At 43.3% G+C, this 20,660-nt stretch carries 17 protein-coding genes and 1 other annotated feature; of the genes, 8 read left to right on the top strand and 9 right to left on the bottom strand.

The features are described 5' to 3' along the window. Positions 1-3 precede the first annotated feature (3 nt). Positions 4-1,641, top strand: coding sequence for a glucose-6-phosphate isomerase (gene pgi, locus EKG38_RS09075; protein WP_126519949.1), 1,638 nt, complete (start codon positions 4-6; stop codon positions 1,639-1,641). Between the two features lie 226 nt (positions 1,642-1,867). Further along, positions 1,868-2,053, top strand: a complete 186-nt coding sequence (locus tag EKG38_RS09070; RefSeq protein WP_126519948.1) for a DUF3545 family protein — start codon at positions 1,868-1,870, stop codon at positions 2,051-2,053. A gap of 331 nt (positions 2,054-2,384) precedes the next feature. Here EKG38_RS09070 and EKG38_RS09065 read toward each other — a convergent pair whose 3' ends face one another. The 3 genes from EKG38_RS09065 to EKG38_RS09055 form a co-directional block, all read right to left on the bottom strand. Next, positions 2,385-2,930, bottom strand: a complete 546-nt coding sequence (locus EKG38_RS09065; protein ID WP_126519947.1) for a hemerythrin domain-containing protein — start codon at positions 2,928-2,930, stop codon at positions 2,385-2,387. Positions 2,931-3,066: 136 nt separating this feature from the next. After that, entirely contained in the window at positions 3,067-4,161 is a 1,095-nt protein-coding gene (locus EKG38_RS09060; RefSeq protein ID WP_126519946.1) for a response regulator transcription factor, read from the bottom strand. Between the two features lie 81 nt (positions 4,162-4,242). Further along, complete coding sequence (locus tag EKG38_RS09055) at positions 4,243-6,321, bottom strand: ATP-binding protein (RefSeq protein ID WP_126519945.1); 2,079 nt, start codon at positions 6,319-6,321, stop codon at positions 4,243-4,245. Between the two features lie 118 nt (positions 6,322-6,439). On the opposite strand from EKG38_RS09055, the gene nfo reads away from it, so the two are divergent. Then, a complete protein-coding gene (gene nfo, locus EKG38_RS09050; RefSeq protein ID WP_126519944.1) occupies positions 6,440-7,297 on the top strand; it encodes a deoxyribonuclease IV in 858 nt (285 codons plus the stop codon). A gap of 83 nt (positions 7,298-7,380) precedes the next feature. Here the strand turns inward: nfo and EKG38_RS09045 are convergent, their stop codons facing one another. From EKG38_RS09045 to thrA, 4 genes are all read right to left on the bottom strand, one after another. Then, positions 7,381-7,674 (bottom strand): hypothetical protein, encoded by a 294-nt coding sequence (locus EKG38_RS09045; protein ID WP_126519943.1) that lies wholly within the window; start codon positions 7,672-7,674, stop codon positions 7,381-7,383. Between the two features lie 553 nt (positions 7,675-8,227). Continuing rightward, positions 8,228-9,508, bottom strand: a complete 1,281-nt coding sequence (gene thrC / locus EKG38_RS09040; RefSeq protein WP_126519942.1) for a threonine synthase — start codon at positions 9,506-9,508, stop codon at positions 8,228-8,230. A 78-nt stretch (positions 9,509-9,586) separates the two neighbouring features. Next, complete coding sequence (gene thrB / locus EKG38_RS09035; protein ID WP_126519941.1) at positions 9,587-10,525, bottom strand: homoserine kinase; 939 nt, start codon at positions 10,523-10,525, stop codon at positions 9,587-9,589. Continuing rightward, a complete protein-coding gene (gene thrA, locus EKG38_RS09030; RefSeq protein WP_126519940.1) occupies positions 10,522-12,987 on the bottom strand; it encodes a bifunctional aspartate kinase/homoserine dehydrogenase I in 2,466 nt (821 codons plus the stop codon). The genes thrB and thrA overlap by 4 nt, the downstream gene beginning before the upstream one ends. Positions 12,988-13,711: 724 nt before the next feature. On the opposite strand from thrA, the gene slyD reads away from it, so the two are divergent. Both slyD and EKG38_RS09020 read left to right on the top strand, forming a co-directional pair. After that, on the top strand, positions 13,712-14,341 hold the full coding sequence (gene slyD / locus EKG38_RS09025; RefSeq protein WP_126519939.1) for a peptidylprolyl isomerase: 630 nt from the start codon (positions 13,712-13,714) through the stop codon (positions 14,339-14,341). 183 nt (positions 14,342-14,524) lie between these two features. Beyond that, positions 14,525-14,911 (top strand): hypothetical protein, encoded by a 387-nt coding sequence (locus EKG38_RS09020; RefSeq protein ID WP_126519938.1) that lies wholly within the window; start codon positions 14,525-14,527, stop codon positions 14,909-14,911. 8 nt (positions 14,912-14,919) lie between these two features. Here EKG38_RS09020 and trpR read toward each other — a convergent pair whose 3' ends face one another. Further along, a complete protein-coding gene (gene trpR, locus EKG38_RS09015; RefSeq protein WP_126519937.1) occupies positions 14,920-15,198 on the bottom strand; it encodes a trp operon repressor in 279 nt (92 codons plus the stop codon). Positions 15,199-15,437: 239 nt separating this feature from the next. Here trpR and EKG38_RS09010 point away from each other — a divergent pair, with 239 nt between their 5' ends. Beyond that, the gene (locus EKG38_RS09010) at positions 15,438-15,899 is read left to right on the top strand and encodes a c-type cytochrome (RefSeq protein ID WP_126519936.1); all 462 of its coding nucleotides are present in this window, start codon (positions 15,438-15,440) and stop codon (positions 15,897-15,899) included. A 69-nt stretch (positions 15,900-15,968) separates the two neighbouring features. Here EKG38_RS09010 and EKG38_RS09005 read toward each other — a convergent pair whose 3' ends face one another. Next, positions 15,969-16,637 (bottom strand): cytochrome b/b6 domain-containing protein, encoded by a 669-nt coding sequence (locus tag EKG38_RS09005; RefSeq protein ID WP_126519935.1) that lies wholly within the window; start codon positions 16,635-16,637, stop codon positions 15,969-15,971. 290 nt (positions 16,638-16,927) lie between these two features. On the opposite strand from EKG38_RS09005, the gene hpf reads away from it, so the two are divergent. Next, positions 16,928-17,290 (top strand): ribosome hibernation-promoting factor, HPF/YfiA family, encoded by a 363-nt coding sequence (gene hpf, locus EKG38_RS09000; protein ID WP_126519934.1) that lies wholly within the window; start codon positions 16,928-16,930, stop codon positions 17,288-17,290. A gap of 1,190 nt (positions 17,291-18,480) precedes the next feature. Continuing rightward, positions 18,481-18,602 (top strand) — a sequence feature (Phe leader region). 30 nt (positions 18,603-18,632) lie between these two features. Further along, entirely contained in the window at positions 18,633-20,621 is a 1,989-nt protein-coding gene (locus EKG38_RS08995; RefSeq protein WP_126519933.1) for a chorismate mutase, read from the top strand. The last annotated feature ends 39 nt before the right edge of the window (positions 20,622-20,660 follow it).

Genomic DNA, 20,660 nt, shown 5'->3' with positions numbered 1-20,660 from the left:
AAGATGACCGAACTGACTCAAGGTACAGCCTGGAAAACATTAAAGGCTCATACTGAAGGCTTAGCTCATATGAGAACACTTTTTGAAAGTGATACTCAACGTTTCGACCATATGTCTACCTCAGCCTGTGGCTTGTTTTTAGATTACTCCAAAAACAGGGCAGACAAGGAGACGATGTCTCTCCTGTTCAGTGTTGCAGAAGATGCTCAGCTCGAGTCGAAAATCAAAGCCATGTTCAATGGCGAAATGATCAACACGACAGAGAAACGGGCCGTGCTACATACGGCACTTCGTGCTAAGCCTGAGCAAGAAATAATGCTTAATGGTGTTAATATTGTTCAAGAGGTTCAAGAGACACAGCAGCAGATGGAACTGTTCGTCGATGCTGTAAGCTCAGGTAACTGGAAAGGTTACACGGGCAAGAAGATCACCGATATTGTCAGTATCGGAATTGGCGGCTCCTTCCTGGGACCAAAGATAGTTTCACAGGCACTCAGACCCTATTGGAGCAAGCAGCTAAATTGCCATTTTGTTGCTAATGTTGATGCGAGTTCTATTGTTGAGAAATTAAAGCCTCTCAATGCTGAAACCACACTATTCATCATGTCCTCTAAATCTTTTGGAACCCAAGAGACACTAACTAATACCTTAAGTGCAAAAGACTGGTTTATCGAACAAGGTGGCTCTCAAGCTGACGTTGCTAAGCATTTTGTCGCTGTTACATCCAATGTAGCAAAAGCCACTGAATTTGGTATCGATGCAGACAATATCTTCCCTATGTGGGATTGGGTTGGCGGTCGTTACTCTCTTTGGTCAGCCATCGGTCTCCCGATAGCTTTATTGATCGGGATGGATAACTTCAGAGCCTTACTGAGTGGCGCAAATGAGATGGATCAGCATTTTGCTAATACGCCACTTTCTGAGAATATGCCGGTGATCATGGGCCTATTCTCATTGTTATATGGCAATTTCCATGACGCTCAGTCTCATGTGGTCTTAACTTATGATCATTACTTGAGAGGCTTACCTGCGTACTTCCAGCAGCTGGACATGGAGAGTAATGGTAAATCTGTGACCTTAGATGGCACAGAGGTCGATCACAGCACTGGACCGGTTATCTGGGGCGGAGAAGGTACAAACGGCCAGCATGCATACCATCAGTTATTGCATCAAGGAACGGCTCTAATCCCTGCTGACTTTATTATGCCACTTCAGAGCCATAACCCTCTTGGAGAGCATCATGTGCAGCTTGCCTCAAATTGTTTTGGTCAAACCCAGGCACTGATGCAAGGTCGCTCATATGAAGAAGCACTCAAAGAGCTCGCCGATAGCAAACTAGCCGCTGATGAAAAAAGCGTAATAGCAAAGCATAAGGTGATGCAGGGTAATAAGCCCAGCAACACCATTTTAATGGATAAGTTAACTCCACAGACACTCGGTGCGTTAATCGCCTTATATGAGCACCGAACTTTTGTTCAGGGTGCAATCTGGCAGATAAACTCATTCGATCAGTGGGGAGTCGAGCTTGGTAAGACATTAGGTAATGATGTCCTGGATAGACTCAGTGCAGAAAATGACGCAACTGAACTGGACTGTTCAAGCAATGGCTTGATCAACATGTTCAGACAGAAAAAAATCTAGCCCTAATCTCTACCGTATATAAAGCCAGTTTTCACTGGCTTTTTTTTATTCGCTAGCCCATAACTCCAAATTTTCAACTTTTCTTTATAGTTAGCTCTAAAATTATATATTTATCGCCACAAAACCTTCATTCCAGTTTAACATTTTCGAAACATTCTTCTTGCACACTATTTTAAAAGTGTGGTATTAAATTGTTGAACAAAAAATAAAACAACAGGAGGTTGCCATGAATCGATTAGATTATGGTAGTGCGCTAGATACCGTCGTAGAAAGACCGAGTCGCTCAAGAAGCTCTAACAAGAAGCGTAAATGGCGTGAGATTGAAGCGTTGAAGGAGAAGCATCGCTTACTTAAGGAACTTCAAGACATAGATACCAATTTCAATTGCGAGCTCGATAACCTCCTGATGTAAATAAGTAAGAATTCACACAAAAAAAGAGCGCTTTATGCGCTCTTTTTTGTGTCGGGAACACTTATGTAAATGTTCCATGGACGGATTAAAATTTTCGTTGTGTCTGGACTTCTAGTAATAAAGAGTTATGTCTCTCTTTATATACAAAGAGTCCATGGGTCAGAGATGCTCCAGACATCTTCCTGACATTTCCTCCATCTGACCCATATGGATATGGGAAATGTCTTCGAAGCGAATGGAACGCGTCAGACCCTGGAGGTCATGGATAGAAATTTACTTTGTGTCTGGACTTCTTGTAACAAAGAGTTATATGTTTTAAAAACAGCGACTTTTAGAAGATCTCATCATCCTTAATATAATCTCTAAGCTCTTCAAACAGTACGTTATCATTATCGCTAAACAGAGGATCATCGATAAGCTTCAATGAACAAAGATCCTGAACATTTCCCCAATCTTTTTTATCCATCTCCTTAGCCAACAGCGGAAAGATTATAGTATCTTCATAATTCATATGTTGCTCTTGCAATGCAACATACTCTTTAAGATCGACCACTAATTGCTCTCTGGACACGACCACATCACTTAAAATTAAGTTCAGCGTCGCCATCAGAGAGGCCGAAGCATCGATCAATTGATGATGTTCTTCGGCCAATTTGTTAGGGTTATCCTCTTGCGAAACTTTTTTCAGATAGTAGTTATAAATAATATCTTCTAAAGGATGATGACTATGCTCTGCATAGCTTTGCATATACTCAACGACATCCCTGATGAGATTAAAGTTGACAGCCTCACCTTCGGCTAACTTCTTATATTTAACCTTTAGAACATTTAGCAAAATGGCAATGTGCTTATGATCACTGTTCAGCCTTGCAAGCATAGTTATCTCCATATCAAGAACATCGTTATATACAATATTAGTAAATAGATGAAATAATACCCAATATATCAAAGACTATTGTTAAATGGATGTGACTAAGATCAACTGAAATAAAACTAAATCAATAAAACAGCCCTTAAGAAACGCTGGACTCAACAACATTTTTGACCGTATTCAATGAACCCTGGAGGCGATAAAAAGCCTCACCGGCCGAATTAGCCTCTTTTAAGTTTCTTTCAACCATAGATGCAAAGTAATCCTCCTGCTCCTCTGTCATATCTAAAACATGAAAACTGGTACGGATCTCCGCAGTCATCCCTGTCAGGGCAGCACTGAATTTTTCGTCATGCTCTAAAATTGCGCCACTAATACTCCCCAGTAGCCCTTGGATCTCCATAAAGACATGTTTCAAAGTCTGCTGCCGTCCAATATCCAACACCCGTGCCTCCAGCCCTTCTACAATAACCGCAATAATGTCCCTTAACCTGCCATATAAGACCTCATCATCCAATGGCATATTCTTTATCAAGAAAGAGACATGCTTGTCATTACAGATAGTCCTGCTACCAAAATCATACAAACGTCCGTGTTTATCCAGAAGTTCAAGAATGTTGGCCTCGATGGGGCTGATCTCCCCATGTGATGGCGCAAAATAATGCACTTCGGCGTCTCTGATCTCCAAACAGGTATTTAAGTTAAGTTGCTGCATCAAATCAAAGAAGGCATCCGCCAGACTCTGATAATCATGACATAGGAAGCACTGTCTGAAAAACTGCAAGACCGCACCATATTGTGACGACTCTGTCATCGATTGAAATGCCATATTTCTTGACATTGTTTCAGCCTGCATCAAAGAACGCTTTTTTATCTGATATGATGCAACAGCCTGAACTTTAGCCACCAGTTCCTTTAGCTCAAAAGGTTTAGCAATGAAATCCACTGCACTCACATCGTAGGCCCTGAGACGCTCTTCGAGAGTATTCATGCCAGACACAAATATTACCGCCGTATCTTTACCCGAAGCGGTCAGCTCCTTACAGAGTTCGATCCCGCTTATATCGGGTAGGTTAATATCCATCAATATAAGATCTGGTGTAGCCGATTCTAAAGCTTCGCGATATGAGTAGGCGTCATTAAATACTTGAACCCGGTAATCATCAATGATCACCTCTTTAATAAGATCGCAATAGTCCTCGTCATCATCTACAACCCAAACTAATATCTCTTCCATGCTAGATTTCTCCTTGCAAAAATACGGCCCATACCCTGTGTAATCACTCTGTTTAAACAGCTGTAAATGGTTAAAGTCTAACTAAACATCTCTCGGCGTGAAGCTAATCCCGACCTGTTGCAGTGCAGTAACCAGTCCGTCTAACTCAAATGGCTTATGTAGTACTTTATAAGGCATCTGTGCATTATTAGTGATACCGATATCGCCGATAAAACCTGAGATTAATAATACGGGAATAGGCTCCTTCGATGACAATTCATTGGCTAGCTCATAGCCATTTATTCCACCAGGCATCAACACATCGGTAATAAGAAGCTCAATACCATTTAAATCTTCTTTATACTTTTCTCTCACAGCAACCGGATCTGAATAGGCTTCAACATCCATTCCAAGTAACTCACAATAATCAGTCAGAACGGTTAATAACTCCTCTTCATCATCAACGATGAGCACTTTTAACTTATTTGCGACTCTCGGTATCCCCCCCCTTTCATCTGACTGTATTTCCTGACGAGCCAGCTTCTTAGCCACAGGAAACCAAAGCCTGAACTCTGTCCCTTGCGAGTCCGATTTAATGACACTCATATAACCTTTAGAACGTTTCACGAACCCATAGACCATAGAGAGGCCTAACCCGGTACCTTTACTCTTATCCTTAGTCGTGAAAAATGGCTCGAAGACCTTCTCCAGCAATGTTGCCTGGATACCACTGCCATGGTCGATGACAGAGATAGTAATATACTCTCCCGATTCCACCAGTGGCCTGCCGGTAATGCCAGGTAAGAGACCGCTGAGGTATGACTTATCGGTTCTGATGGTGATCAGCCCCTCTCCTGACATTGAGTCCTTGGCATTAAGCACCAAATTAATCAGAGCATCCTCCAGATCCCCCCTATCGACATAGATATTACCAAGATTGGATTTCACCTCGGTAACCAGTTCAATCTGTGTCGTCAACGACTTCCCGAGTAGCTCCTCCAGCCCTTCAATTACATCATTTACGTCACAAGGCTGCGCACTAAACTGCTCCTGTCTTGAAAACTGCAATAGACGCCGGGTAAGATCCGTTCCCCTCTGACACGCTTTAAATGCTGTTCCCAGATAACGTTCCACCTTCTCATCGCTGCTCTTCAGTGACATCAATTCAAGGTTGCCTTTCAATACCCCCAGAATGTTATTAAAATCATGAGCAATACCACCAACCAGCTGCCCCATTGCCTGCATCTTCTGCGTTCTCGCCATCAACTGCTGCAACTGCTTTTGTTCTGTGATGTCTCGTCCAACGAGTGCGAATAAACTGCCATGTTCACTGCGCTCTTCAAGCGCAACAAGGTGCATGTGTAGTAAGGCAGTTTCTTTATCAGCCTTAGTGCATACCAGCTCTCCATCGAACTCTGTTCTCGTGTTGATCGCCTGTAGCAGTTCGCTCTCATCATATCCGCTCGACATACCATCCTTGAAAACTTGATTTTGAAAAAGCAGGGTTATGGGCTTGCCAATAAGTTGAGTTCGAGGGTAATGGCTGATACTTGTGGCCGCAGCGTTAGCGTACATAATGCTGGGGACACCGAATGGGGAGCGGCTGGCGACAAGGATAAGGTCTTCACTATTACTCACTATGGATTGAAACATTTCACTGTCTATCGATTGCACGACCCGACTCTTGGCCCTCTCCTGCCAGTCAACAGTTTGCTGAACAAGCATGCCCATAATAATATCGGACAAGAGATCACTTGAATCGATAAGGAATGACAACCATAGTTCACTCGACGAGTGGAAGAAGACCTGAATGTTGACATCCTTCGCTGGCCACACGATAAATGATTGCCAACGATGAACGATGGGATCCTGGTTTGCAAATGGCCAATCTTTTGCCTCTTTCCATAATGTGAGGTATCGAACAGGATCACGACACCAACAGGTTGATGAAGCAGGCATATCGTCAAAATCGAGACAATCCTTAGGTACAATTAATACCGCTTGAGATTGACTGACATCGGCCAATATTCTGCATAGTGGTAATAGAATATCTTCACCGTTGATAAAGCTGGCTTGCAACTTACCAAGCTCAGCGAGTAGACGGGGCCAAAAGGTGTTGAAATCAGTTTGAGAGAATTCATTAAACACTGTAGAGTCCGTTCCAGTTGTCCTTGTGTCCATTGATTATTCACCAATCATCCAAATTAAGTGGTTGTTAATAGCATAGTTAAGCTTGGCTATTTCGCGACATTATTCGACATAAAGCTTGTAACTAAATTTTTAAACAGGAATATAGAAGATGAACTCTTGCAGATGGATAGGTGCACATGTCAGTGCCGCCGGTGGAATCGAGAATGCCCCTATCAATGCAAAGAAGATAGGGGCGAATGCATTCGCACTTTTCACTAAAAATCAGCGCCGCTGGCAAGCCGCCCCACTGGCACAGGCAAATATTGAACAATTTAAGGATAACTGTAGACAGGCTAATATTCCCGGCAGTGCAATATTGCCCCACGACAGCTATCTGATAAACCTAGGTCATCCGGATGAAACTCAGCTGGAGAAATCAAGACTGGCGTTTTTCGATGAGATAGAACGCTGTGAACAGTTGGGCTTAACGTTACTCAATTTTCACCCCGGTAGTCATCTGAGAAAAATAGAGATAGATGAGTGCTTATCAAGGATCAGCCAGTCGATAAATATGGCTTTAGAGCGTTCGACAAGCGTGACTGCAGTCATTGAAAATACGGCGGGACAAGGTTCTAATTTAGGTCATAGCTTCGAGCAACTGGCCCAGATTATTGATGGCGTAGAGGATAAGTCTCGTGTTGGTATATGTATAGATACCTGCCACATGTTTGCAGCTGGATATGACTTAACAACAGAAGCTGCCTGTCAGGAGAGCTTTGATTTATTTGACAACATAGTGGGCAATCAATACCTCAAAGCCATGCATTTAAACGACAGTAAAACCCCGTTAAATAGCCGGGTAGACAGGCATGAATCTCTTGGGCTTGGCCATATAGGCAGAGAGGCATTTAGCTTCTTAATGAATCTTGAGGCAACAAAAAATATCCCTATGGTATTAGAGACTATCAACTCAGATATTTGGGAAGATGAGATAAACTGGCTACGTAGTTTGAGCGAAGAACGCTAAACATAAGCTAAAGCACTGTAGCCATTACAGTGCTTTAAACAACCAAGAATATGCGACGGTATCTTTATTATTTTTGAGTCGCTCTATAGCAAACATTTATAGATAACGGCGACGACCTTAGTCGGATCTCCATGATCGATTTGCGACCAGACGATATGTGTTCCGTTAAGCTCTTCACCATGTTTCTTTGCATTGTTCTTAGCATCTCGCAATGCAAACTCCCCCCTGCCAATGCCTGTCACCATGGCAAAGCTGTCACAATGAGTCACTTCAAAATCATAGGCTTCATTTATTCGATGGTAAAGTTGAGTCTCATCGCTCGATACGCAAGCACTTAGCGTACAGCAACAAAGTAAAGCAATTAAAAATCTTAACACCCTTTTGGAACCTGTCTGAAAAACCGGGGGAAAAGATATAAAAATTAACAATTCAAAATTGTGAGAAAGATCACAGCGAGGGCCAATTGCGAATTACATTCAGATACAGAGATTATAGAGGGGGTTAGCACGCGAGACAGCTTACCAGCTTTGTTAACAACAACCGTAAACCTTCGACAAAACCCAACACATTAATCAACACTTATTTCAGCGCTTACAACTTGTTATATACCCAAGCCACTTGGAAATGCAGGATTCAGTGGGAATTTAATGCGTTTTAGGCAAGGCATTGATTGCAGGTAATGGTTGTTCCCTTAGCAAAATCAATAACGCAGAATAAATCGCATTAAAACCCATCAACGAAGGCTTTGCACAAGCCCACTTCGTTGTTGCATTAGCTTAAAATGGGATGACCATTCCTACGCCAATGCGCCTAGAAATGAACTCGCGCAAGGCCTCTGAAACGAGCATTTCCAGGTCGTTTGGGTATACGGGACGAAAAAGAGGCTAATTCTCTTTATGTCGCCCCGTAAAAGCATCGTCCCGTGAAAAGCTACAGCACCTTAAACAGATGAGATTTCAACGATGTAAAATTAGCCTCTAATGTTGCTGACAAAATGTCTTTGTCAGCGACAGCGGCTAAAGCCGGAGGAAGTGGCACCTCAATGCCTAGTTCACTCTCAACCACCTCTTTAAATTTAGCGGGGTGAGCCGTACCCAAGAATATGCCTTTCTCATCATCGGACATCGTTAAGGTTAAGGCTTGGGCCGCAATGGCTGCATGAGGCTCAGAAAGATAGCCTGCACGATTTAACTCTTTGAGAGCCCCAGAGGTATCTGACTCAGATAAAGCAACACCAGATATATCCGATAGCGACCACCCCATGGCATCGACTATCGCTTCCACTCTTGGCCAGTTACTTGGCTCTGCGACATCCATTGCATTAGACATAGTTGCAACGGTTGCATGAGGAAGCCAATCACCTTGGTCTAAATAACGTGGCACTGTGTCATTGCTGTTCGTCGCGGCAACAAAGCGTTTAACAGGCAATCCCATCGCCTTGGCAAACAATCCCGCCGTTAAGTTACCAAAGTTACCACTGGGCACAGCAATCACAGGATCTTGCTTATGCTCACGTTTAAATTGAGCAACGGCTTCAAAGTAATAACAGATCTGGGCAAGCAGACGACTAATATTGATGGAGTTAGCCGAGTTCAGATGCAGGCCGTCCCGAACATCGCTATCTTCGAACGATCGCTTAACTAAGTCCTGACAAGCATCAAAGTCTGACTCGACCGATACTGTGTGTATGTTGCCACCCAGCGTGGTAAACATCTTTTCCTGCAGTAAACTAATCTTGCCTTTTGGATACAGAACAACAACTTGTATATTATCCAAACCAAAAAATGCATCGGCAACGGCCGCCCCGGTATCACCGGAGGTTGCAGTTAAAATATTAATTTTTTCATTTGAGGCCAGCTCGTTCAGACACTGCGCCATAAATCGGGCGCCAAAGTCTTTAAATGCTAATGTTGGACCATGAAACAGCTCGAGGCAGTATCGTTTGTCGTCGGCTTTAGCGAGAGAGAGCTCAAAGTTAAAGGCTTTCTCAACTAAGCTATCCACCCTGTCCTGACCAATCTCAGATGATAACCAGGCACCGAGTACTTTTTTGCAGCGTTCAACAAAAGGCAATGCTAAAAGTGCTTCTACGTCATCCAAAACCGGGATCTGCTTCGGAAAAAACAGTCCTCTGTCTTTTCCCAGACCTAACTTCAGGGCCTGGGTAAAACTCACCACCTGCTGCGGGTGCTTTAGGTTATACAGTTCCATGATTCTAATACCTTTTAAAAATTTTAATCGTTAATTCAGCGAGCAACACATTTGGCCGACATAGATACCTTCTATTAGCTAGATATCTTCCGTTGAACGGGCACCTTGAGCATCTATTCGGCAGATATGAGAAAATCCCCCTTGCTCTAGGTAATTTTGTTCAAGCCATGCTTGCGCTTTGTTTGCCGTGTCTAAGCAATCCGTGACCGAAAACAGAGTCGGTCCACTACCAGAAATTCCGGTCGTTAGCATGCCAATCTCCGCGAGTGCCACTCTTGACTCTTCATAACCGGGGATAGCCGATGCTCTGTAGGGTTCGGCCAATACATCTTTCAACACCGAAATAGCCATAGTGGGGTCTTGACGGTATGAAGCATGAACAAATGCGCTAAGATAACGGCCAAAATCGATTGCCACAGACTTATCGTATTGACTCGGTAATAACTCACGCATTTTGGCGGTTGATAGTGAGATCCCAGGGTATGCAACAACCCAATACCAGTTCTCAAATGTCGGAATATCATCACACACTTTCTCAGGGGTATCTAACATCAATTGCATCCCACCTAAGAAACATGGCGCAACATTATCATAATGAACAGAGCCGCTAATCTTGCCCTCAAACTTCCCCATCAACCTCAATAAATCTTGTTCATTATAAGGGTGAGAGAAATATTCATTTAACGCATACAGAGCCGCTACGACGGAGCTCGCACTCGAACCCAAGCCACTGCCTACAGGAAGATTTTTTTCTAATGTGAGTAAAAGGCCCTCCTTTTTACCCAGCTGTTCGAGAAAGAACTCCGCACATTGATAAACAATATTCTCTTTCGGATCTTGTGGTAGCTTATCAGCCCAACGACCGGCGAGAGACAAATGAATGCCTTTATCGATTGATGAGATACTGACTCTATCTCCGAGCAGACTGCCATCTATTGGAGCCAGTGCAGCACCAAGCAGATCGAACCCAACGCCAACATTTCCCATAGAGGCCGGTGCATATACAGTCAGACTCATGAGCTCATCTCCCTTGTCCAGTTTAATGTTCTCAGAAGATCGGCAAATGCCCCAGCTGCGGTAACGTCAGTCCCTGCACCATAGCCTCGCAACACAAAAGGAATAGGCTGATAGTAACGGCTATAGAATGCCAGTGCATTCTCTCCGCCTTTGACACTATAAAGAGGATCGCTTGCATCGACTTCGGCTATTTTAACCCGGCAACCATCATCATCGATCTGCCCCACATACCTAAGAACTTTACCTTCACTGCGGGCTTTCTCTACCCAGAGTGCAATCTGCTGATCAAGCTTTGGCAGGTTACTCATGAAAGTCTCAACATCGCCATCGGCATCAAAAGAGTCAGGTAAAACAGATTCGATGTTAATATCTTTTAGCTCTAAATCTAAGCCTACTTCACGGGCTAAAATAAGCACCTTTCTCGCCACATCCATCCCACTTAAGTCATCACGCGGATCGGGCTCAGTAAAACACTTGTCTCTGGCAATACCTGTCGCCTCCGAAAGTGTCATTCCCTCATCGAGCATGCCGAATATATAGGAGAGTGAGCCTGATAAGATGCCATTAAACTTGAGCAATTTATCCCCGGCAAACAATAACTTTTTCAAGTTATCTATCACTGGTAAGCCAGCACCCACAGTTGTTTCATAAAGGAACTGTCTACGCTGTTTCAATGCCGTTGCGCGTAATGCGCGGTAATACTCGATATCCCGGGTATTCGCTTTTTTATTGGGTGTGACCACATGCAAGCCGGCATTCATCACATCCAGATATTTATCTGACACATACTCACTGGAGGTACAATCGACCAACACTGGATTAAGTAGTTGCTGCTCTTTGGCCCACTTAAGCATCAGATCCAGATCGCACTCAGTTTGACAATCAGACAGCAGATTCTGCCAACCACTGAGGTCTACACCTTTGGCATCGAGTAACATATGCCTGGAGTTTGCAATACCACACACACGAATAGTGATGTGTTGCTGTTTCAACATTTCAGCCTGCTGCTTTATCTGCTCGAGTAAACCGGCACCAACATTACCGCAGCCAACTAAGAACACATCGAGGTAATGTTGAACATCGAAAAAGCTTTGATGACAGGCCGATATCGCATGCTTGGTTTTGCGTTGTTCGATAACCGTTGATATTGAACGCTCGGAGGAGCCCTGAGCGATAGCGATTATATTAACTGTCGCTTGAGCCAATGCCTGGAAAAACTTACCCGCCACCCCTTTATGAGTCCGCATCCCATCCCCAATTAACGAGACGATGGCTAACTCATGTCTCATCTCTATTGGTTCCAGTATTTCACTCTTTAATTCCAGTTCAAACTCAAGCTCCAGAGACTCTTTTGCCTTAGCGGCATCTTGAGTCGCCACACAAAAGCTGATGCTATATTCAGAGGAGCTTTGAGTAATTAGAGAGATGGAGATCCCCGAGCGTGAGATAGCGCCGAGAGTACGACTTGCCATGCCCACCATGCCTTTCATTCCGGGTCCCGAAATATCAAACATGGTCTGCTGATCTAAATTTGAGATAGCCTTTACATTCAAGCCACTTTCATCGGCTTCATTAGAAACGAGTGTTCCGGGGGCCTTTGGATTAAAGGTATTTCTGATATAGCATGGAATATGGTATTGAGCGATAGGAGAGATTGTTTTTGGATGCAATACCTTGGCACCAAAATAGGAAAGCTCCATCGCTTCTTGGTAGCTTAACTGAGAAAGTAATTTCGCATCTGTAACGACTCGGGGATCGGTATTATAGACGCCATCAACATCGGTCCAAATTTCACAACAACTGGCATCTAAGCATGCAGCTAAAACCGCAGCAGAGTAATCGGAACCATTCCTTCCCAGCGTGACAGTGCGACCTTCTTTATCTCCGGCGGTAAAGCCCGGCATCACCCATACACGATATTCATCTAGTGATACTCGATTGAAGCGTGCTTTGCTCGACTCGATATCGACCAAAGATTCTAATGGGTCGCCCGATGCAAGAAATAGATATTGTGGCTCAAAAGCGTTAGAGCTGAGGCCTTTAGCAACCATTAATTGCACCATAAGGGCTGCAGAAAGCTTTTCTCCGCCAACCAGAATTTCGGCGCGGACAAAATCAGGACACTCCTTTAAAAGACTGACACCAAGTAATTTGTTTTCCCAGAGACTCAGTTGCTGAGATAAACGCTCCATTAAAGGGGCCAGCTGTTGAGGTTGCAATACTGAGGAAGCATTCTGATACAGCGAACTGAAGACTTGCTCAACCCCAGATAACACAGCTTTAAAGTCATCACCACTAACTGCAACATCGACCATCTCAAGCAGACCATTGGTTACCGTCGCCGGCGCCGACAAAACAACGGCAACCGGTTCACTCTTAGCGGTATCGACCACAATATCTGCAGCCGCATTAAATCGTTGCCAATTTGCCAGCGAGGTACCACCAAATTTCATAACTTTCATACTTTCTCCTTGTACCACGCTACCTAAGAAACAAAAAAGCCCGCTCCTTGTTATGGGAGCGGGCTATTATTTACATTCTTTCAGAGTGTGTTCAGCCTGCCCCCACGAAAATAATCGTGGTGGTTGTAATAATGGTGGTTACAACGGTATTCAGGCAATGCATTTGAAAATCACTTAATCCAAAAGAGTTTAAAGTTCGATGGATACAGAATTGCTTTTTTCTTGGGCTGATGTCAACCCCTTATTAGCAACTCTTTAAAAAAAACTCAGTTCGCATCATCACAGCACCTTATTTACAGGTGAGAAATTATTAGAAAGCAATATCACTGATATTGAATAAGTTAGCTTGACGATTCAACCCATTACGTAAACGTAAACGCAAGGCGCAACAAGCTGTTAAGTAAGCACTTACCCTGAAACTGAAATAAAAAAATCGTAATAAGGTGATACAAACCTGAGTTAACAACGATGTACTTGCCAACAGAGTAAAATAGACGTTTTATCCCATTACTGTACAACAAGAGCAAGTGAATTTTATTGCGTTAATATTGATTAAAAAATCAATTAGCTCACTTGCAAGTTCTGCGAATTGGAAAGCCTCTTCTTTCCAATGCAATATATAATGAGTGCGCTAAGGTGAACTCGACCGCATAAGCTGATGCAAATCATCGCCAACAATTAAAAAGCAAGATAGAATGCGCGCACATTCTGAATTGGAGGCGACATGAAAATCACTCAACACAGTGCTGTAAGCATTCATTACCGTTTATCAAACGCCAAAGGCGAATTGGTCGAAGACTCTTTTGAAGGCGAGCCAATGCTCTACCTGCATGGGGCGGAGAATATGATCCCAGGCCTTGAGTCTCAACTCGAAGGCAAGGTTGCCGGTGATAAACTTGAGGTATCTGTTAGCGCTGAAAATGGCTATGGCCCATATCATGATGGTTTAAAACAAGAAGTGCCATTGAGTGCGTTCGGTGATATTGAGGATATCGTTCCTGGTATGCGCTTTATCGCAGAAACTGAAATGGGCCAACGCCCGGTTCAAGTTAAAGAAGTGAAAGATGATATTGTCATTGTCGATGGTAATCATCCGTTAGCCGGTCAAGCTCTAACCTTTAACGTTGAAGTTCTTGATGTTCGTGAAGCTACGGCTGAAGAGATCGCCCATGGTCATATCCATGCTCAAGGCGGTTGCGGATCAGAAGGTGGTCACGAACACGGCCATGAAGGCGGTTGTTGTGGCGGTTCTGACCATGAACACAGTCATGAAGGTGGTTGTTGCAGCGACAAGCAGGATGAGCCAGCTAAAGAAGGCTGTGACGGTAATGGCGGTTGCGGCTGCAGACACTAGTTTGTCGCACAAGATTTAGATGAGAGGGTTATTATTTAGCACCAACTCATATTAAATAATTCTAAGCCCATAACACTAAAAATAGTGATATGGGCTTTTTTTCATCTATAATGCGCTAGTGCTTATATAACGCACTCATGTTTATTCGCGATGGATCGCTGTGATTCAAACAAAGGAATGTTTATGATCGCCAAGTCAGTTTATGAAATTTTACCCTTTGCCTATATTTCCATAGGCACTGCCTGTATCTTGATGCTGGAACAGAAAGCGGCAATCTTTTTTGCCATGATCGTATTTGCACTAGGTTCAAAAATCTATAATATGCGTTCACAAAACAGGCGTACGGATCCCGTTAGAAAACGAAAATCAGGCAAACTCCCCACCTCGGTCTATAATTTTGTTCCCTTTATCTATCTATTCGCAGCGACAGTGATATTTAAACTATATCCGACTAAGCTTGGAGTAGTGATCGGAACAGGCTTAATGGTTTACTCCCTCTACATTTTAATTCAACGCTCATCAAACAGACGTCATAGTCTTCGCGACTCACAAACTTATCCCAACATTTAACGATTAACCTACTCTAATATCAAATGCTTAATTTTTTCTCGCTGCTCAACTGACATATGTTTAAGATAATTTGAGCAGCGCGTAATGGTCGCAATACTAATTTGAAATTCACAAGCGATCTGACGCTGGCTCATCTCTCCTTTAAGTAATGCTTGAAAAACCTTAAGTCGACCCGCTATAGCGCTGCGTTCATCTTCTGTCAGCAATAATTCAAACAGTTCCAACAATGCGTTGTGATCATGGTGATTCACCACTTTCTCTAACACAAGTCCCCATTCAGCTCTCATTTACCCTCCGGACGTACTGGCACAACAGTACGTGTAGTTTACCAAGTATCAAAGAAAAGCCAAACCATTTACCGATATTCTTCTCGATTACTGAAGCAAAATCCTGACTGAGGAACTGTCATAATTTGTTGCATCTTTACATGTAAACGCTTGAAAATTTGGGTGGTATATCGATATAGAAAAAGAATACAATGGCGGAGCAATGTCACATAACCATAAGAAAACGTGAGAACGATAAAATGAAAAAGAACCTAAAAATAGCCATTCTCGCCTGTATTACAGGCTCTGTTTTAGCGACTACAGCACAAGCAAACAATTTCAAAGAAACCGATGACGCTATTCACTATCGTCAATCTGCATTTAGTATGTTGGCATATAACTTTGGTGACATGGGGGCCATGTTAAAAGGAAAGAAGCCATTCGATGCTCAAGTCTTCAGCCTGCGCGCCGAAAATGTAGCTGCATTGTCTAAGCTTCCCTTAGAGGGATTCATTGCAGGTTCCGATAAAGGGGAAACGGGGGCTCTACCTAAGATCTGGGCTGAAAAGTCTGACTTTGATGCCAAGATGAAGCAACTTCAGGAAGATTCAGCCGCTCTCGCCATTGCCTCGAAGTCGGACGACAGAAAAGCACTGAAACAAGCCTTTATGAAAACAGCTAAAAACTGTAAAGGCTGTCACGACGTGTATAAGAAGGACTAAACTCGAGTTAAAGTCTGCTCAAAATAGAGCGAAGCAACGAGTAAGTAGCTCGTTGCTAGTATATCCAACTTAAAGCATATCGATTATCGGCCAGATTAAATAGTTCGTTACCACGCCACCTACGGCTAGCAACAACACCAAAGCCATAAATAATGGTTTAAACGTTAACTCTACATTCGGCTCCCCAGACACCTGCTTATAACCACTAAGCATAGGGCGTACAAGTTTATCCCCTTTCACACCATGGAAAATCACCGCTAAGAGATGAACTGCCGCAAAACCAAGCATGACATAAAATATTTTTTTATGTAGCCAACTCATCGAGGCGCCGATTTCACTAGAAACAAAAGAGTACAAAGGCCCTTCTGTGAAAATCTCATCGGTAGAAAATAGACCGGTTGAGAGTTGCAACGTCACTAAAGCAATCAAAGCCAGTACCATATATCCGCCCAATGGGTTATGTCCTATGCTAGCCGATACCCCCTCCTGCTTAGTATGCTTTACATAACCTATGACGGTTTTAGGGTGTTTTATAAATTGACTAAATCTAGCAGTATCGCTGCCAACAACGCCCCACACCAAACGAAAAATAATGAAAACCATAAGGCAATAGGCCAACACCTGATGCCACTCCATCTCCCCGGCATCGGCTGTCCACCAAAGGCCACCTAACAGGGCTATCATTCCCCAGTGAAAAATCCTGACAGGAAGATCCCAGACTTTTATCTTTGTTTGCATTTGCTGACCCGAATTGAAACTCAATGAACGACGTTTGTGAATTATGTGGCTGATGATATTTGAAGCAGTTTTATGAGGCAAATAAAAAAAGTAACTAAACTTATCTATTCGAATATGAGCCTGTTTAAGTTCCTTTTCAAGCGTTTTATCGCAGTTATTTTAGAAATTTGCTTAAGTGATCAAATAAAAGACGAACGGCATAAAACAGGCGATAAAACGTGATTTAGATCACGACTTTCATGGAGGATATTGGTAGTCTGAATTCAAGGAAACAACAAAAGGTTCGACATATGACAAAGATTACAAGCAAACACCTTGAAGTCACTGCCCTTATCCGCGAACGCATAGAAGCCCGTCTAGAGAAGCTTTCCAGACATGATGTGCAGTTGATTAATCCTCATGTAATCATAACTCAAGAGAAACAACTCTTTAAAATTGAAGCTTCCGTCGGCATCCCGAATAGCACGCTTTTTGCTCAAGCAAAAAATGAAGATCTTTATAGCGCAATTAACGCGATGGGGCAAAAGCTAGAGAAACAGTTGAACAAACTCACCCATAAGCCAGAAGCGCAACGAAATGCCTCTCTCAAACGACAAGAGGAAGCGCCAGAAAAGGATTCTGAACTGGATTTAGAAGAGGAATATGCAGCTTAATATTTTGAATTATTATCTCTAGCGGCAGGGCTCAATGTTCTGCCAACTGAAGATGTCAGAAATCAAACAGGAAATGCTTCACCATGCTACGCTTATATAAGGGTGAAGTTTTAAAGATTCATTACGCTAAAGGAGCCCTGAGCAGTTTTAAGTTTTTATACAGGCGAACATGAAAACCATGCATGCCACTTTTATAAGTGAGGCATATGGACACTAAGCTGACAACAGCAGTCGCGCCTGAACATATAACGCAGGACCGAGTACAAGCCTAGAGATCTCACTTCCCTTATCAAGAGGTCAGAAGTAACAGATATAGGTTTCGAAAACTAAAAGGAGCGGTACCAAGTAGTCGTTTTAGTTTCACCCTTTGTAAAATATCTTTGAAGATAGATGTTAGACGTAAGATGTTAGATGTTAGATGTTAGATGTTAGATGTTAGATGTTAGACGTAAGACGTTAGACGTTAGACGTAAGATGATAGACGCAAGATGTTAGACGTAAGATGTTAGATGCTAGATGTTAGATGTTAGATGTTAGATGTTAGATGTTAGATGTTAGATGTTAGATGTTAGATGTTAGACGCAAGATGTTAGACGCAAGATGTTAGACGCAAGATGTTAGACGCAAGATGTTAGACGCAAGATGTTAGACGCAAGATGTTAGACGCAAGATGTTAGACGCAAGATGTTAGACGCAAGATGTTAGACGCAAGATGTTAGACGCAAGATGTTAGACGCAAGATGTTAGACGCAAGATGTTAGACGTAAGATGTTAGACGCAAGATGTTAGACGTAAGATGTTAGACGTAAGATGATAGACGTAAACTTGTACACAGGCGGACTAGAGACCGATACGCAGCTTATAATAAGCGATGCAACCGGACATTAGCTGACAACAGCAACTCCGCCTGAATTAAAGCGTTTAATTGACAGGAACCTGATATCCAGCTTCACTTTTTAAGAGTTAATGAAGCATATGATCTGGGTTTCAAGCACTAAAAGGAGGATTTAGCAGTTTGATTTTTTTATTTTGTTCCACCCAAAGCGCACCTCTGGTGCGCTTTTTTATGCCTTTAACTCGCTTTTTAAACCTCACCTTTAAATCCCCATCAAACTTGATTTTTAATTATCTGTAAAAGTTATCAAGATACTATTGACACCAAAGAGCTCGGGCTTTACTTTGATAGTGATGACATTATATAACGTTCACTTTTTTACTTTCTTTTTTATTCCACCCATCTCGGGAGGCGGAATTTCGGTGTAAAAACGAAAGTAAAAATTCCAAAGCCTCCCACTAGGGAGGCTTTTTTGTAACAAAATTTGGTTAAGATATTGAGGACCGCATGAACAAACCACAGCCTTTGAACCATACACGTGAGCAGATAACCGCATTAGACAAAGATCTGTTGGCTCTTCTGGCTAAGCGGCGCGAATTAAGCCTCGATGTTGCTCGCAGTAAAGAGGTCGATATTCGGCCAATAAGAGATACTCAAAGAGAGAAAGAGTTGCTGGCCAGACTCGTCAAACAAGGGCGTGAGCAGGGGTTAGATGCACACTATGTCATCTCTCTCTATCAGAGTATTATCGAAGACTCAGTGCTTAACCAACAAGCTTATCTTCAGGGCCGTGCAAACCCGGACACTCAAAAACAGCAATACTGTGTGGCTTACCTTGGCGCCAGAGGTTCCTATTCATACCTAGCTGCGAATCGTTATTGCGATCGCCGTCAGGTTGACATGCAAGACCTAGGCTGTAAGAGCTTCGATGAGATTGTACAGGCGGTAGAGTCCGGCCACGCCGACTATGGTTTTCTGCCTATAGAAAACACATCATCGGGATCGATCAATGAAGTTTATGATGTACTTCAGCATACGAGTTTAGCTATCGTTGGTGAGACCACCATTGAAGTTGGTCACTGCCTTCTGGCCAAAGCGAGTGGCAATGTCAGTAAAATCAAAACAGTATATGCTCACCCTCAACCCATTAGTCAATGTAGCCGCTACCTAAGCCTGCACCCGGAGTTTAAACTTGAGTATTGCTCCAGCAGTGCAGAGGCGATGGAAAAGGTCATAGAAAGTGATGATCCGACCATAGCAGCCATTGGCAGCACAGAAGGCGGGGCACTCTATCAATTAGAAGCGATTGCCCAGGACTTAGCTAACCAAAAGATCAACCAAAGCCGTTTCATCGTAGTCGCCAGAAAAGCCATCGCTGTACCCGAGCAGCTTCCTGCAAAATCAACACTTATTATGGCTACCGGCCAGAAACCCGGTGCCTTGGTGGAAGCCTTATTAGTCCTGAAAGCCCATAACCTTAATATGAGTAAACTCGAGTCTCGTCCTATTCCCGGTACTCCATGGGAAGAGATGTTTTACCTGGATCTCGATGCTAACCTTTCCAGTGAATCGATGCAGTCCGCATTAAAAGAGCTTGAACGTATCACCCGCTTTATCAAAGTATTAGGTTGTTACCCTTGCGAAACAGTTAACCCTACTCAGCTTTCAAATAGTCAGCTGATGATAGAACCCGATACCAGCCGCGCCGAACATGCCAGCGATCCAACAGAGCAATCCCCTATCGCTACAAACGAGCTGATGAGATATTGCAAAAAGTATAAACAGGATGCCACGCGTATTACCAGCGGCCAATTGCAAGTCGGGGATAAGCAGTTTGGCGCAATCGCGTTAATCTCATTACCACAAGATAGTGCCCTCTATAGCCAGAAGGCCAAATCAATAAAAGAGGCTGGATTTCAGGCTGTTGTGCTGGAAGGTTTATCACGACAACAAGATGCAACGGCCAATGTTCTCGAGTTCAAAAGAGCATTACATCAATTTGACCTCGAATGCATACTCTCTATCGAACATGAGGCCGAATTAAAACTTGCGACTGAGCATGGCAACATTTTACTTGTGACGGGAAAGCAGATGAATAATCAAGCACTGCTTAAACGTATCGGATCCTTACATATTCCCGTGATTTTAGAGCGAAACACCATGGCAAGCGTCGAAGAGTTCTTAGGGGCTGCCGAGAGTATCTTGGCAGAAGGGAATCAACAAGTGATCCTATGTGAGTCGGGTGTCAGAACCTTTAATGATTCGGTTATGCCATCGCTGGATTTAGCCGCCTTAGTGGACATCAAAGCGATAAGCCACTTGCCGATACTCGTTAACCCAAGTTATGCATCGACCTCCAATACACTAGCCTCACATGCTCATGCGGCAAAACAGCTTAGTGCCGATGGATTAATACTCAACTTCTCATCGGCCACCAATAGCTTTACAGATGAGCTGGCGGCCAATGGTGAGCTCCTCAGAAGCCTCTATCAGTAAAAAATGGTAATAAAAAAGAGGACTGCAACGTCCTCTTTT

The sequence above is a fragment of the Shewanella canadensis genome, assembly GCF_003966225.1.
GTDB classification, from domain to species: Bacteria; Pseudomonadota; Gammaproteobacteria; order Enterobacterales; family Shewanellaceae; genus Shewanella; species Shewanella canadensis.
Note: the sequence above shows the minus strand (reverse complement) of the source record. Positions and strands in the feature narration are given on the sequence as shown.